At 33.1% G+C, this 14,153-nt stretch carries 15 protein-coding genes; 14 read left to right on the top strand and 1 reads right to left on the bottom strand.

All coding sequences use genetic code 11. The features are described 5' to 3' along the window. The first annotated feature begins 4 nt into the window (after nucleotides 1-4). The 5 genes from hemE to HM981_RS05625 all read left to right on the top strand — a co-directional run bounded on the left by hemE (nucleotide 5) and on the right by HM981_RS05625 (nucleotide 3,770). A complete protein-coding gene (gene hemE, locus HM981_RS05645) occupies nucleotides 5-1,033 on the top strand; it encodes a uroporphyrinogen decarboxylase (RefSeq protein WP_179337593.1) in 1,029 nt (342 codons plus the stop codon). Nucleotides 1,034-1,106: 73 nt separating this feature from the next. Next, on the top strand, nucleotides 1,107-1,874 hold the full coding sequence (locus tag HM981_RS05640; protein WP_179337592.1) for an EI24 domain-containing protein: 768 nt from the start codon (nucleotides 1,107-1,109) through the stop codon (nucleotides 1,872-1,874). After that, on the top strand, nucleotides 1,874-2,407 hold the full coding sequence (locus tag HM981_RS05635; protein WP_179337591.1) for a GNAT family N-acetyltransferase: 534 nt from the start codon (nucleotides 1,874-1,876) through the stop codon (nucleotides 2,405-2,407). Before HM981_RS05640 ends, HM981_RS05635 begins: the two co-directional genes overlap by 1 nt. 6 nt (nucleotides 2,408-2,413) lie before the next feature. Further along, nucleotides 2,414-3,316 carry an oxygen-dependent coproporphyrinogen oxidase gene (gene hemF / locus HM981_RS05630; RefSeq protein WP_179337590.1) on the top strand — a complete coding sequence of 301 codons (903 nt, stop codon included), beginning with the start codon at nucleotides 2,414-2,416 and terminating at the stop codon, nucleotides 3,314-3,316. A 67-nt stretch (nucleotides 3,317-3,383) separates the two neighbouring features. Beyond that, nucleotides 3,384-3,770 carry a YchJ family protein gene (locus tag HM981_RS05625; protein ID WP_179337589.1) on the top strand — a complete coding sequence of 129 codons (387 nt, stop codon included), beginning with the start codon at nucleotides 3,384-3,386 and terminating at the stop codon, nucleotides 3,768-3,770. A 67-nt stretch (nucleotides 3,771-3,837) separates the two neighbouring features. Here the strand turns inward: HM981_RS05625 and HM981_RS05620 are convergent, their stop codons facing one another. After that, nucleotides 3,838-6,474 (bottom strand): DEAD/DEAH box helicase family protein, encoded by a 2,637-nt coding sequence (locus HM981_RS05620; RefSeq protein ID WP_179337588.1) that lies wholly within the window; start codon nucleotides 6,472-6,474, stop codon nucleotides 3,838-3,840. A gap of 132 nt (nucleotides 6,475-6,606) precedes the next feature. Between HM981_RS05620 and hemB the strand changes: the two genes are divergently transcribed. From hemB to HM981_RS05575, 9 genes are all read left to right on the top strand, one after another. Further along, entirely contained in the window at nucleotides 6,607-7,599 is a 993-nt protein-coding gene (hemB, locus tag HM981_RS05615) for a porphobilinogen synthase (RefSeq protein ID WP_179318778.1), read from the top strand. An 86-nt stretch (nucleotides 7,600-7,685) separates the two neighbouring features. After that, the gene (locus HM981_RS05610; RefSeq protein WP_179337587.1) at nucleotides 7,686-8,093 is read left to right on the top strand and encodes an Lrp/AsnC family transcriptional regulator; all 408 of its coding nucleotides are present in this window, start codon (nucleotides 7,686-7,688) and stop codon (nucleotides 8,091-8,093) included. Continuing rightward, the gene (locus HM981_RS05605; protein WP_179337586.1) at nucleotides 8,093-8,986 is read left to right on the top strand and encodes a hypothetical protein; all 894 of its coding nucleotides are present in this window, start codon (nucleotides 8,093-8,095) and stop codon (nucleotides 8,984-8,986) included. The genes HM981_RS05610 and HM981_RS05605 overlap by 1 nt, the downstream gene beginning before the upstream one ends. Before the next feature lie 175 nt (nucleotides 8,987-9,161). Beyond that, on the top strand, nucleotides 9,162-9,857 hold the full coding sequence (locus HM981_RS05600) for an Ig-like domain-containing protein (RefSeq protein ID WP_179337585.1): 696 nt from the start codon (nucleotides 9,162-9,164) through the stop codon (nucleotides 9,855-9,857). Nucleotides 9,858-9,877: 20 nt separating this feature from the next. Beyond that, on the top strand, nucleotides 9,878-10,744 hold the full coding sequence (locus HM981_RS05595; RefSeq protein WP_179337584.1) for a hypothetical protein: 867 nt from the start codon (nucleotides 9,878-9,880) through the stop codon (nucleotides 10,742-10,744). Nucleotides 10,745-10,866: 122 nt separating this feature from the next. Beyond that, nucleotides 10,867-11,979, top strand: coding sequence for a CNNM domain-containing protein (locus HM981_RS05590; protein WP_179337583.1), 1,113 nt, complete (start codon nucleotides 10,867-10,869; stop codon nucleotides 11,977-11,979). Continuing rightward, entirely contained in the window at nucleotides 11,979-12,452 is a 474-nt protein-coding gene (locus HM981_RS05585; protein WP_179337582.1) for a methylated-DNA--[protein]-cysteine S-methyltransferase, read from the top strand. The genes HM981_RS05590 and HM981_RS05585 overlap by 1 nt, the downstream gene beginning before the upstream one ends. Next, on the top strand, nucleotides 12,452-12,973 hold the full coding sequence (locus tag HM981_RS05580; RefSeq protein ID WP_179337581.1) for a PaaI family thioesterase: 522 nt from the start codon (nucleotides 12,452-12,454) through the stop codon (nucleotides 12,971-12,973). Before HM981_RS05585 ends, HM981_RS05580 begins: the two co-directional genes overlap by 1 nt. Before the next feature lie 11 nt (nucleotides 12,974-12,984). Beyond that, nucleotides 12,985-14,130 (top strand): serine hydrolase domain-containing protein, encoded by a 1,146-nt coding sequence (locus HM981_RS05575; protein WP_179337580.1) that lies wholly within the window; start codon nucleotides 12,985-12,987, stop codon nucleotides 14,128-14,130. The last annotated feature ends 23 nt before the right edge of the window (nucleotides 14,131-14,153 follow it).

The following is a 14,153-nucleotide window of genomic DNA, read 5'->3' as shown; positions in this document are numbered from 1 at the left end:
AAATATGATAAAGAACGATTTATTCCTAAGAGCATTAAAAGGTGAAATTGTAGAACGTCCACCAGTTTGGATGATGCGTCAAGCAGGTAGATACTTACCTGAGTTTATGGAAATCAAAGCTAAATATGATTTCTTTACACGTTGCCAAACACCAGAATTAGCGAGTGAAATCACAGTACAACCGATTCGTCGTTATGGTATGGATGCTGCTATTTTGTTTTCAGATATTTTAGTGATTCCTCAAGCGATGAATATTGAGGTTCAGATGAAACCTAATTTCGGTCCTTATTTACCTAATCCTATTCGTTCTCAAAAAGATGTGGATAACGTCATTGTTCCAGATGTAAAAGAAGCTTTAAACTATGTTTATGAAGCTATAAAAGCCACCAAAGAAAAATTGAATGACGAGATTCCGTTAATTGGTTTCGCTGGTTCACCTTGGACTATTCTTTGTTATTGTGTGCAAGGTCAAGGGTCTAAAAACTTTGATAAAGCCAAAGAATTTTGTTTTACAAATCCGATTACTGCACATCAATTGTTACAGAAAATTACAGATACTACGATTGCATATTTAAAGGAAAAAGTAAAAGCGGGTTGTAATGCTGTACAAGTTTTTGATTCTTGGGGAGGCATGTTGTCACCTGTAGATTATCAAGAATTTTCTTGGCAATATATCCAACAAATCATTGATGCTTTAAAAGACGATGCACCAGTTATCGCCTTTGGGAAAGGGTGTTGGTTTGCTTTAGATTCTATGGCTAAATCTGGAGCATCTGCTTTAGGTATTGACTGGACATGCTCTGCAAAAAACGCACGTTACCTTACAGGAGGAAATATTACTTTACAAGGTAATTTCGATCCCACACGATTATTTTCGCCACCTGCAGAAATTAAGAAGATGGTAACGCAAATGATCAACGACTTCGGAAAAGATAAATATATCGTGAATTTAGGACATGGTATTTTACCAAATATTCCTTTAGAAAATGCCAAAGCATTTATTGACGCCGTTAAAGAATACAAAGCAGAATAACTTTAATGCTCAATTATTGTAACTTAGAACACCTTTTAACGTCTTTTAAGTGTCGTCAACTAAAAACAATAATATGATCAATAACATATTAAAAGGAATACAAGCCTATGCAGGATCCTTCGCTTTAATTTCTAAATTAAAACTTTGGAAATACTTTGCTATTCCTATACTTATTAGTGTTCTAACAGCTGCAATCATTGGATTATCTGCTTATGGATTATCAGATAATATTGGTCGATTTATTGCCCATATTTGGCCTTGGGATTGGGGAAGTGAAACTTTTACGTCCATCTCTACTTTTATTGGTGGTCTCGTTGTTATTGCCATTGGTTTAATTCTGTATAAACACATTATAATGGCATTATCCGCGCCATTTATGAGTCCGGTTTCAGAAAAAATTGAAGCACATTTAACAGGGATAGAAAAGCATAATCACAGGAAAACATCTTTCCGAGAACAATTATGGAGAGGTATTAGGATAAACGTACGGAATTTAGGAAAAGAATTACTTTTCACATTACCACTTTTGTTATTAAAGTTTATACCTGTTGTTAATATATTTTCAACTGTATTATTATTCTTATTGCAAGCTTATTATGCCGGTTTTGGTAATATGGATTATACTTTAGAACGTCATTTTAAATATAGAGATAGTATTAATTTTGTTGGTAAACATAAAGGAATCGCTATCGGAAATGGTATTGTTTTTATGTTGTTTTTATTGATTCCGGTTATAGGTGTTATTTTGGTGTTACCATTGAGTGTTACAGCATCTTCAGTGAATACTGTAAAATTATTAGAACAAGAAAAATCCTTGAATCAAAATAGCGTCACAATATAATGGTTGCCAAATTCGATACATTTAAGATTCATCCTATTCACGAAGGAGATGCTTGGAGAATTTGTGATTTGTGTGTCGCAAATGCAGATAGACTAAATCGTTATTTCCCAAAAACTTTAGAACAGAATTTAAATCCAACCTTATCTCAACTATTTGTTGAAAAAATGGTGAAGCAGTTCGAAGAAAAAGAAACGTTTTTATTCACTTTAAAACATTCTGAAACAAAAGAACTCGCAGGACTTATTTACATCAAAGAACTCGACTGGAACATAAAACAAGGTGAATTCGCTTATTGTATTGGTTATACTTTTGAAGGGCAAGGTTTAATGTCTAAGGCGATTGATAAACTATCACAACATGCATTTAATAATTTAGGTTTAGAAACGCTTCAAATTATTGCAAATAAAGATAATTTATCAAGTGTAAAGGTGGCTTTAAACAATAATTTTAAATGGATTAAAACTCTAATTAATGAGTTTACGCCAACAGGTAGACCACCTATGAATATGGAGTTATACGAACGATATAAATAATTAATTTTGAAAGACAAATTCTTCAAATACATACATCAATTACAAAATACCATCACTTCTAAACTAGAGGAAGTCGATGGTAAAGCTAAATTCCAAGAAGATAATTGGGACCGACCAGAAGGAGGTGGCGGAAGAACACGCGTTATAGAAAATGGAGCTGTTTTTGAAAAAGGAGGTGTAAACATTTCTGGTGTTCATGGTAAATTACCAGACAGCATGCAAAAATACTTTGGAGTAGAAGATGCTGATTTTTTTGCTTGTGGATTAAGCTTAGTCTTGCATCCTACAAATCCGATGGTGCCAACCGTACATGCTAATTGGCGCTATTTTGAAATGTATGACAAAGAAGGAAATATTGTAGATCAATGGTTTGGTGGTGGACAAGATTTAACGCCTTACTATTTATTTGAAGACGATGCCAAACATTTTCATCAAACTTGCAAAACAACTTGTGATAAGCATAACCCAGAGTTTTATCCAAAATACAAATCGCGTTGCGATGAATACTTTTACAACACACATAGAAATGAAGGTCGTGGTATTGGCGGTTTATTCTTCGATTATTGCAAAGCTACAGACGAGATGAGCATGCAAAATTGGTACGATTTTGTAACCGAAGTTGGAGATAGTTTCATTGAAGCTTATGTCCCAATTGTTGAAAAACGAAAACCATTAGACTACACCAAAGCGCAACGCGATTGGCAAGAAATCAGAAGAGGACGTTATGTAGAATTCAATTTAGTCCATGACAAAGGCACTTTATTTGGATTAAAAACCAATGGACGCATAGAAAGTATTTTAATGAGCTTACCACCACACGTGCAATGGGTTTACGATCACCAACCAGAAGCAGGAAGCGAGGAAGAAAAATTGATTAAGGTCTTACAAAACCCTGTGGATTGGGTATAAACAGTTGACACTATCTCAGACCTAGCAGATTTTCCAAACCTTGCAGGTCTCTAAAAAAATAGCATCCATGAATTGCCATTGCGGAAACGATAAAACCTACAAAGCCTGTTGCGAAGTTTTCCATCGCAACAACGGAAAAACAAACACCGCCGAACAACTGATGCGTTCTCGTTATAGTGCGTTTGTTTTAGCCGATGGCAATTATTTAATGGCAACACATCACAGTTCTACACGACCAATAAAAGAGAAAAAAGCGATTGTAAAATGGGCAAAATCCGTTCAGTGGATTCGACTAGAAGTTCTAGAAACCACAAATGGAACTGAGAACGACACAGAAGGCACCGTAACCTTTAACGCGTATTTTTTTGAAAACGGAAACGTAGATATCATCCATGAAAAATCAGCTTTTGTAAAAGAAGATAATCGTTGGTTTTATTTAGGATTGAGTGAATAGACATTAAAACTAAGACCTGACCTTGCAGGTTTTAAAAACCTAGGATGTTTGCATGATAATCATAATATCACTTCCAAACCATAACTTCCTTTGTCACCTCTTTAAAAGCATTGTACACATGAAACAATCGTGCTTTTAAAAGTAGTTTTCGACCTTCTATACGACGTGTAAATATGAGTTTTGTTTTTCCGAAATGAGAATTCCAATACTTCTGAAATACTAATGCATTTTCCTTTTTATCACCAAACAATTCCGGAACAGGATAGAAATTTTCAACATCTAAACGTTTTCTGAAAAGATTCGTTTTTATAATTAAATATCTAGGCGACAAAATCGGTTCTAAAAGTTCACTCAAAGCTTTAGCGAATAAAGAATTTTCAAGTGCATTGGCGCCAACCAAATTACAAACCACATCACCTTTCCCTAACACATAAGAACTTACCGTAATATTAGTTATGGTAGAAGTGATATAACCCAAGTCATCCAAAGTATCGAGAATGGCTAATCCCATTTTACCAATCTTTTTATAGAGGTAACCATGACGTATAAATAGCTTTAAAGCTTTAATCAACTTATAACCAAAGACACCAATGAAACCAGCTAAAAGTGCATAGATAAAATAGACAATACCGCGTTGTAAAATAAGATGGAAACTTTGTAACATAAACTCTACATAAAAGAGCATCATGGTAAAAAACAATTCCACCACAAAAAAGCGAAGTGCATCAAAATAGTAAATCTGTTTTTGAGCTTTAAAAGGTCGTTTTCCTGAATGTAAAATTTTGACCTCTTTGGTTAACTTAGTCCCTTTTCCGATGGCATTATTCCATTTTTCGGTAATTAAAATCCGCTTTGTTGCACGTTTTATTGTTTCATCATTTAAAGTGTCAAGAGATTCTACATTAATTTCGTCAGGAATATTTAAACGTTCAAAACCATTTGAAATAAATGGAATTGTGCTGTTTGTAACACCTACAAAAGCTTCAAACCGTCGCTTTAAAGTATCAACTTCTTTGCCGCCATCTAAATTGGTTGGATCCACGCAAGCCAAATGCCAAATGTTTCCGGTTTTGTTGGGTGCATTCGCATCTTTCCGGATGGCGCGTCCACGCATTTGATTAGAGGACACAAACGAGCCAATAAATGACGCCAGAATTAAGCTGTTTATAGATGGCGCATCCCAACCTTCGCCAAGTAAGGATTTTGTACCAATGAGCACTTTAATGTGTCCCAATTCAAAAAGTTGAGTAATAATATTTACAATGGAATTTTTCGGTTTTCCTTTAGTTGTAACCAACAAAAACGACCCATCTATTTGTAATGGCGAAAACGAAAAACTATCTAAAGATTCTATCGTTTCAAAAGCATTTAAAATTGATTGATGAATAATTACAATACTACCTGAAAGCACCGCTAATTCTTCAGGCTTATCACAAAAATGTCTTATATATTGAAAAATAGGAAGTACACCAATTTTATCGATAACTTCTATTTCTTCAACTTTAATATTTAAAAATTCCTTCCGAATGTAATCCGTTAGAATCACACATCTTAAATCTGTTTTTAAACTTTTACGTTCTGCTTTAACAATACTTACAATACTTTTTAACTTACTCGGACTGTTAGACAATGATTTATAAAGCAGTTGTTCACCTATAAAATCGACTGAATTACGTTCAAAAACATGAAGTCGCCTTAATCGTTTTTCTAATGTTGAAATATATTTTTCCTGCTCTATTAATTGTTCTCGATCTGCAACTAATAGATTCTGAAATAAAATTCCCAACCAATGTAAATCGAGCTCAGGAAATTGAATCATTTCTTGTTTTTCAAACCCTAAAACTTCTAGTTTTTGATGATCAATTTCAAAGCCACAGGCATACAAAAAGATAAGAATCGCAGAAAAATAGTCGGTATTTGCATAGAGTTCATCCAAATGCCAATTCGGGTTTTTATAAAAGCGATGCTCAATTAAAAAATCGATGAAGGCGTCATCCTTTAATAATTCATCTTTAAAATCGGCTATATTCCGTCTGTAATCGACGATAAAATTAATCTCTAAATCTTCGGGTTTGGAGAGATACACAAAATCCTGATGTGGACTTAAATCCCCTTCACGTACCAAATCTGGCACTGCAATTTCATCATCTACCTCACCACAAAGTGTAAAATATTTAGACACCTCTGCTCTACTACTATCGTAAGGTGGTGTTGCCGTAAGTGCCACGATATAAAACTCAGAATGCCGCTTTAAATCCATTAAACAATTCCACCACGCATTTTTTAAATGATGGGCTTCGTCTAAAACAAGGGTTTCAATATTATGGCTTTTGAAGAATTGGTAATAGTCATTTTTATCTTCAAAAGTTTTATAAAATGCATGAAGCGATTGATAGGTAGAAAACGTGATATCGCTTGGCGCTTTTATATCGAATGAATAAGCTTCAAAATCGCAATTCTCGGTAAAAAAGTTTTGTAAACGGTTTTCCCATTGGTTTCTAATGGTTAGTGTTGGTGCAAGTACTAAAGTTTTCTTGCCTAATTTTCTAACAATTTCTAAACCTAAAATAGTTTTACCAGATCCAGGAGGAGCAATCACATGAAAATGATGATCTTCAATATGAGCGCTAAAATGCTTTAAAAGTTCCGCTTGATAACTTCTCCACGGAAAAATAAATTCTAAATCATCTAGGGATTTGAGCACTCTAAAATGGGTATAAATCGTTAACTTTGTATTTGATAAAAGTAATCATAATCCTCATACATAAAAACCTGTCAGGTTTTAGATACTGAATTAAATTCAGCACAACGCCTAACAAGTCTAAAACATACAATCATGTTTCCATTACGAAGAAATAGAAGACTTAGAACTAACGCGGCTATAAGAAGTTTAGTTAGAGAAAACTACATTACTCCAAATGATTTTTTAGTGCCACTTTTTGTGGTTGAAGGCAAGGGCGTAAAAGATGAAATTCCGTCTATGCCCAACTATTTTAGGTACAGTTTAGATTTACTTGAAAATGAAGTCAAAGAATTATGGAGCTTAGGTTTAAAAGCGGTATTACTCTTTGTAAAAGTTCCGGATAATTTAAAAGATAATAAAGGTACAGAGGCATTAAACCCAGATGGATTGATGCAACGTGCTATTAAAACGGTAAAAAATGCTTGTCCGGATATGATAGTGATGACGGATGTTGCGTTAGACCCTTATTCTTCTGTTGGTCATGATGGTATTGTACAAAACGGGATGATTATTAATGACGAATCGGCTGAAGTGCTGGCAAAAATGGCCTTAACACACGCTCAAGCAGGTTCTGATTTTGTAGCACCTAGCGATATGAACGATGGAAGAACGTTACAAATTCGTCAATTATTAGAACAAGAAGGCTATAAAAATACGGGTATTATGGCTTATACTGCAAAATACGCCTCTTCGTTTTATGGTCCTTTTCGCGACGCTCTTGATTCTGCACCTGTAGATTTAGTTGATGTCCCTAAAGACAAAAAAACCTACCAAATGGATTTTGGTAACCGAATAGAAGCGGTTAGAGAAACCTTAATAGATATTGAAGAAGGTGCCGATATTGTCATGGTTAAACCAGGCCTTTCCTATCTAGATATTTTAAGAGATATTAAAAATGAAGTCGATGTACCTGTAGCCGTGTATCAAGTCTCTGGTGAATACGCCATGATAAAAGCAGCCGCAGAAAAAGGTTGGCTAAATCACGATCAGGTAATGCTAGAAACCACGATGGCTTTTAAGCGTGCTGGTGCGGATATCATCACCTCTTATTTTGCTAAAGATGTTGTTAAACTACTTAACGGTTAACCAATTATAGTTAATAATCAAAATAATTTTATTATATTTAATTCCGAATCAATTGACAAACCAAAAAATTGATTCCGAATTGAAACATGGACGCTATTGACAAGAAAATCATAAAAATACTCAGTGCAAATGCACGGGAGTCTTTTGCAACCATCGGAAAATCGGTAGATCTATCTGCTCCTGCTGTTGGAAAACGTGTCAAACAATTGGAAGATAAAGGGTTTATTTTAGGGTATTCCCTTCGACTTAATCATGAAAAATTCGATATTCAAGTTAAAGCTTATATCAATTTAAAAATCCATCAATCGAGCACTTTAAGAACAGCCTATAATCAAATTAAATGCATGGATGAAGTTCAGCGTTGCGACCGTATAACCGGAGAGGATAGTTTATGTATTTTGGCTTATTTTAAAAGCAACAAAGAATTAGTGACTTTATTAGAACGCATCTCTCAATACGGAGTTCCAAATACGAGTATCATATTAGAAAGCTAATGAACTACAGTTTAAAAATTAAAATAACTTTTATACTCTTAGCTTTAGTTTTTGGTTGTAAAGACCAGCACACATCTAAAACTAAAGAAACATCCGTTTCTGAAATTCACTCTAATGATAAATTTGTTAAAATTAAAAATAGTGAATTTGTAGACTATCCCTTTGACGAAATTCATTCAAACTTTAAGACGTCTTATAAAGACTCTTTAGATTTACTTCGTTTTTGGAGAAAATCAGCCTTTTCATCATTAGACACTATAAATGCTGACTTTTCAAATTTAAAAATCAAAAAACTATTATCCGATTATTCTGACGGAGATAAGGGTATCAGTGTAGCTAGAATTTATGCCTCGCCAGATAACCTGTTTAAAATAGTTGTTGGACGTGGAGAGTCTTGTGGTGCCTATTGTAATCCTTATTGGGTTTCCCAAATTGTGCTAGCAAATGAACACATCATTGAAAAATTAGGCTTTAAAGATCTAGAACATATTTACCTAATGCCTGATGGAAAATATCTAATAAAGGAAAAGAGCTTTGGTAGACCAGCAGCTGTTTATTCTGAAAAAACAAAATCTGCGACTTTAATTTCTTTTAAAGACAACAAGATAAACTATCATAAAATCGATTATAATTATCCAAAATACAATGAAATTTTAAACGACAGCATTTATAATCCTAGCGGAAAACTATCGTTATCTCAAGAAAGTTTTATTGAAACAAAGCACTATTTAACTTATAATAAAAAATCGAAAAAACTCTCATATAGCTATGCCTCCGATTTTTCATTTTGTTGTCAGATTGATTCAATATATGCTTATAAAGGAGAATTTGAATATAAAAACGGGGAATTTATCCATTTAACTGAGCATAAAAAACATCTCGAAGTTTATTAAAATTTTGTTACCAATAATAATTTTCAATCGTTAAAAAAACACTCTTGTATTTAATACTTGGGTGTTTTTTTAGGCCTTAATTTAATCTTCTAACAATAGAATAATAGCATTTTCTTAACATTTTTTGTAAGGTATCTAAATCATTAAAGACAACTCTTCTATAAATATATTATCTATGATTAGAAAGTACACGTTTTTACTTGTTTCATTTTTTCTCTTACAAACGAGTTGTATCGGAGAAGATATTGTTAATGACTTTATAGAACCTGAGCTCAGAATTTTAAATCCTATAAGTTCATTACCTGTTCCTGAAACCTTTCAGTTTAACACAGCATATTTTAATAATATTGGCATTGAAGAAGAAGCAACAATAACGTGGAGCAGTTCTAATTTAGACATTGCAACTATTGATACTTCAGGATTATTAACTGCTATTTCTGAAGGTGTCACCACAATATCAGCTTCCACTCAAGAGAATGATATTTTTTTAGAACAAAGCTTTCCTGTAACAATTACCGAAGATGGAACCGTTGTTATTATAGAACCTGCAGTAAAATCTGGAACTATAGTTACAACTAGTAGTTACTTATTAACAGGCACATTTACGCTTGAAGAACAAGAAAACTCAAATAACTTATTACTCTCTGTTAATAGCGACTATCAAGCTACAACAAGTTTACCTGGACTTTATTTATACCTCACCAATAACCCAAATTCTATCTCAGGAGCCTATAGTGTTGGACCAGTAAGTGTTTTTAATGGCGCTCACGACTACACCATTCCTGAAACTAATATTAACGATTATACTTATTTACTTTATTGGTGTCAACCTTTTGGAGTAAAAGTAGGTACTGGCGAAATATTAGATTAATACATCTTTAGACAATTACAATGACAATAAAAAAATCAATTGCTACATTAGCAATCATCATTTTAGGTTTTCAATTTTCTTTTTCTCAATGGACAAAAGACAAAGGTAAAGGCTATTATAAGGTGTCTGCTTGGTATTTAGAATCAGACGAGCACTATACAGATACTGGAGATAAAGATCCAAATGCTACACGAACAAATTTCAATTTCAATTTTTATGGACAATATGGTCTAACTAAAAAATGGGATCTAATTGCGTACATTCCTTTCTTTTCAAGAACAACTCAAAACGATGCTGTTTCCGGAACAACAGGACAAGTTTTAACCGAAGGTGAAGCTGTAAACTCTATTGGAGATATAGATTTAGGTGTCAACTATGGTATTTTTAATAAAAACTCTTGGGCTTTATCTGCCTCGTTAAAGTTGGGGTTACCTACAGGAAAAAGTGAAGGAGGTTCTGATGGCAGTTTTCAAACAGGTGATGGAGAATTTAATCAATTATTACAACTTAACTTAGGGAAATCTTTCAAAGTATACCATCAATCTTTTTATGGAAAATTATATTTCGGTTTTAATAATAGAACCAATGATTTTTCAGATCAATTAACCACAGGATTAGAATTAGGTACGCAGTTAATTAAAGATAAATTTTGGCTAATAGGGAGATTAAATACAGTTCAATCTTTACATAACGGAAGTTTAAATGCTCAAAACTCTCAAGGCAGCATATTTGCTAACAATATTGAATATGTTGGTTTAGGAGCAGAAGTGTCTTACTACATAACTAAAAAGCTCGGTTTCTCTCTAAATTACTCATCTCTTTTAAGTGGAAAAATTATTGCAGCGAACCCTTCATTTAGTGCTGGCGTATTTTTGGATGTGAAGTAATTTTAACCCACAAAAACAGTTTGTAAAACCATACGTTTGATATTTAAAGTTATGAAAAAAAATTAAATCTAAAATTAATCATTGATTTCGTAACTTCGCAGTAACTAAACTTCTCAACATTAATGGGCTTACTCGTTTTTTACGCTGTCATATCAATATTCTTTTCGTTCTTATGTTCTATTTTAGAAGCTGTTTTACTTAGTATAACTCCTACATTTCTTAATCTTAAAAAGAAAGAAGGTAAAGCCTATGCTGCAGAATTAGAAGAACTAAAAAAGGATGTCGATCGTCCTTTAATTGCTATTCTTACACTTAATACCATTGCACACACTGTTGGTGCGATTTTGGTTGGTGTACAAGCTAAAGTGGCTTATGTAGAACTGTACGGAACTACCAAACGTTCTATTTTAGGTATAGAGTTTACAGAAGATCTAATGGTTGCTGTAGTTTCTACACTTATGACTATACTTATTTTAGTCGCTTCAGAAATTATCCCAAAAACTATTGGTGCTACACACTGGAAAAAACTCGCTAATTTTACAACTAAAGCACTTAATATTTTAATATTTCCTTTAAAGTGGACAGGTATTTTATGGGTACTTCAGTTAACTACAAAACTAATTGGCGGAAAAGGACATGGAAGTGTTTTAAGTAGAGAAGGTTTTGTTGCAATGACAGAAATTGCACATGAAGAAGGTGTTTTTGAAGAAAACGAAAGTAAAGTCATTAAAAACTTATTGAACTTTAAAGAAGTGCGCGCTAAAGATGTTATGACACCTCGTACAGTTGTAAAAACTGAAAATGAGAGCATGACCATTGAAGACTTCTTTAATGCCAACTCAAACATACGTTATTCTAGAATTCCTGTTTTTACAAATGACACAGATAATATTACTGGTTTAGTTTTAAAAGCTGAAGTCTTTAAAGAAATGGCTTTAGGTAACGGTTCTAAACTGTTATCAGAAATTAAACGAGATATTATTATTGTAGATCGTAATTTACCTATTCCTACATTATTTGAACAACTTATTGAAAGTCGAAATCATTTAGCTTTAGTGGTAGATGAATACGGTTCTGTAAGTGGTTTAGTTACTATGGAAGACGTGATTGAAACACTTCTTGGACTCGAAATTATGGATGAAAGTGATAATGTTTCAGACTTACAACAACTTGCTAGAAAGAGTTGGGAAAGTAGAGCAAAACGTTTAGGCATCATAGACAAAGAAGATAATTAATGCAAATTTGCTATATTGAAACACCTCTTGGACATGCTAAAATTAGCGGAAATGAGAATGGTATAACTTCAGTTTCAATCATAGATTCACAAGACGAATTATCAGAAAGTATTCCAGAATCTTTATTAGATTGTGTGATTCAGATTAAAGAATATTTCAACAATACTCGAAAAAAATTCGACTTAAAATTACATCCTGAAGGCACAACCTTTCAGAAAAAGGTATGGAAACAATTGGAGACTATTCCTTTTGGAAAATCCATTTCGTATTTAGAATTATCCAAACAATTAGGAGATGTAAAAGCCATACGAGCTGCTGCAAGTGCCAACGGTAAAAATCCGCTTTGGATTATTGTACCTTGTCACAGAGTCATTGGTAGCGACGGAAGCCTCACAGGTTATGCTGGTGGCTTACACAGAAAACAATGGTTGCTCAATCATGAAAGTGAATACAAACAACAATCCTTATTTTAATGTATAAAATAGCCACTGAATTTTTAAAACGTTTTTTTAAAACTTCAACGATATACAAATATGGTTTCAATTGGTCGCCAATGTATCGTAGATCTACTGCCAAACTTATTGAGGTTAGTGACGATTTGCTTTTTGTAAAAATTAGATTAAAACCAAGTTGGAAAAATCGCAATTATGCAGGCTCTATTTTTGGTGGCAGCATGTTATCTGCAACAGATCCTATTTACATGATTCAACTTATTCAAATACTGGGTAATGATTTTGTAGTTTGGGATAAATCTGTTGAAGCACGCTATAAAAAACCAGGTAAAACTACCATTTATGGTGAATTTATATTCACAAGAGAAGAGATTGAAACTATAAAACAATCGGTTATTGAATCTCGTGAAATTGATATTGTTAAAACCATGAATTTGGTTGACGACAAACAACATATTATTGCTACTTTTAAAAAGACTATTTATATAGCTAACAAAGCCTTTTATAAAGAAAAACTAAAAAAACGTAAAGCAAATAATTAATATCTAACACAATGAAATTTATCAAAAAACTATTAAAATGGCTCATCGGAATTATTGGTGTGCTTGTAATTGCCTCTTATATTTTTGATTACGACTATATATTAAAAGGTATACGTGTTGTGTATTTTACAGGTCATTCTACTGCTTTTATTGATGACTATCCTTATTTTGAAAATGATACTATAAAAAAAGGCACACACACTGATGCTTGGCCAATTCACAAAAACTATAATTCTGTAAACGCTACAGATCGATTAAAAAACACTAACAGTGAATTTGGTACTGTTGCTTATTTAATTATAAAAAATGATAGTATTTATTACGAAAATTACGCTGATAATTATGGTGTAGATTCTAAAACCAATTCGTTTTCTATGGCTAAAAGTATAACCTCATCGTTACTTGGTAAAGCTATAATGGATGGTTATATTAAAAATCTAGATCAACCAATTAGTGATTTTTATCCGCAATACAAAGGCACAAAAACAACGGTTGGTGATTTATCGTCAATGGCTTCAGGTTTAGATTGGGTAGAGTCTTATTCTAGTCCGTTTTCTATTACTGCAAGAGCCAATTATGATGATGATTTAGCGGAAACTATTCTAAATCAGAAAGTCGTAAAAACACCAGGAAAAGAATTCGAATATTTAAGTGGAAGTACGCAATTACTTGGTATGGTGATTAAAAAAGCAACCAAAAAAAGATTATCAAATTATCTATCTGAAAGCTTCTGGCAACCCTTAGGCGCCGAAAACGATGCGTTTTGGCAATTAGATGATGACGACAATAAACTAGCGAAAGCATTTTGCTGTATTTCTAGTAGTGCAAGAGATTTTGGCCGCTTTGGCAAACTTTACAAAGACCATGGCAAATGGAATGGCAAACAAATACTAGACTCTACTTTTGTGGCTACAGCAACCAAATCTAGATTTAGTGGTCAGCCTTATGGTTACGGTTTTTGGGTAAGTGACTACAACAATAAACATACTTTCGCTATGGTGGGAATTTTAGGGCAATATGTTATTACAATTCCTGAAGATAATGTAATTATTGTAAGACTAGGACATCATAGAAGTAATGTAAAGGTTGATTTTTTCCCTGAAGATTTTTATGTTTATATAGATGAAGCTTATGCAATGCTAAATTTAAAGTCTTAATATTATGTTATTTAACAAATAGT

Source organism: Winogradskyella ludwigii (genome assembly GCF_013403985.1).
In the GTDB taxonomy this organism is placed as follows: Bacteria; Bacteroidota; Bacteroidia; order Flavobacteriales; family Flavobacteriaceae; genus Winogradskyella; species Winogradskyella ludwigii.
This window is presented reverse-complemented; position numbering and strand designations above follow the sequence as displayed.

Bases quoted from the DNA above. Each gene is read 5' to 3' on its own strand.
- hemE (WP_179337593.1), top strand. From the start codon at position 5: ATGATAAAGAACGATTTATTCCTAAGAGCATTAAAAGGTGAAATTGTA.
- HM981_RS05640 (WP_179337592.1), top strand. From the start codon at position 1,107: ATGATCAATAACATATTAAAAGGAATACAAGCCTATGCAGGATCCTTC.
- HM981_RS05635 (WP_179337591.1), top strand. From the start codon at position 1,874: ATGGTTGCCAAATTCGATACATTTAAGATTCATCCTATTCACGAAGGA.
- HM981_RS05625 (WP_179337589.1), top strand. From the start codon at position 3,384: ATGAATTGCCATTGCGGAAACGATAAAACCTACAAAGCCTGTTGCGAA.
- hemB (WP_179318778.1), top strand. From the start codon at position 6,607: ATGTTTCCATTACGAAGAAATAGAAGACTTAGAACTAACGCGGCTATA.
- HM981_RS05610 (WP_179337587.1), top strand. From the start codon at position 7,686: ATGGACGCTATTGACAAGAAAATCATAAAAATACTCAGTGCAAATGCA.
- HM981_RS05605 (WP_179337586.1), top strand. From the start codon at position 8,093: ATGAACTACAGTTTAAAAATTAAAATAACTTTTATACTCTTAGCTTTA.
- HM981_RS05600 (WP_179337585.1), top strand. From the start codon at position 9,162: ATGATTAGAAAGTACACGTTTTTACTTGTTTCATTTTTTCTCTTACAA.
- HM981_RS05595 (WP_179337584.1), top strand. From the start codon at position 9,878: ATGACAATAAAAAAATCAATTGCTACATTAGCAATCATCATTTTAGGT.
- HM981_RS05590 (WP_179337583.1), top strand. From the start codon at position 10,867: ATGGGCTTACTCGTTTTTTACGCTGTCATATCAATATTCTTTTCGTTC.
- HM981_RS05585 (WP_179337582.1), top strand. From the start codon at position 11,979: ATGCAAATTTGCTATATTGAAACACCTCTTGGACATGCTAAAATTAGC.
- HM981_RS05580 (WP_179337581.1), top strand. From the start codon at position 12,452: ATGTATAAAATAGCCACTGAATTTTTAAAACGTTTTTTTAAAACTTCA.
- HM981_RS05575 (WP_179337580.1), top strand. From the start codon at position 12,985: ATGAAATTTATCAAAAAACTATTAAAATGGCTCATCGGAATTATTGGT.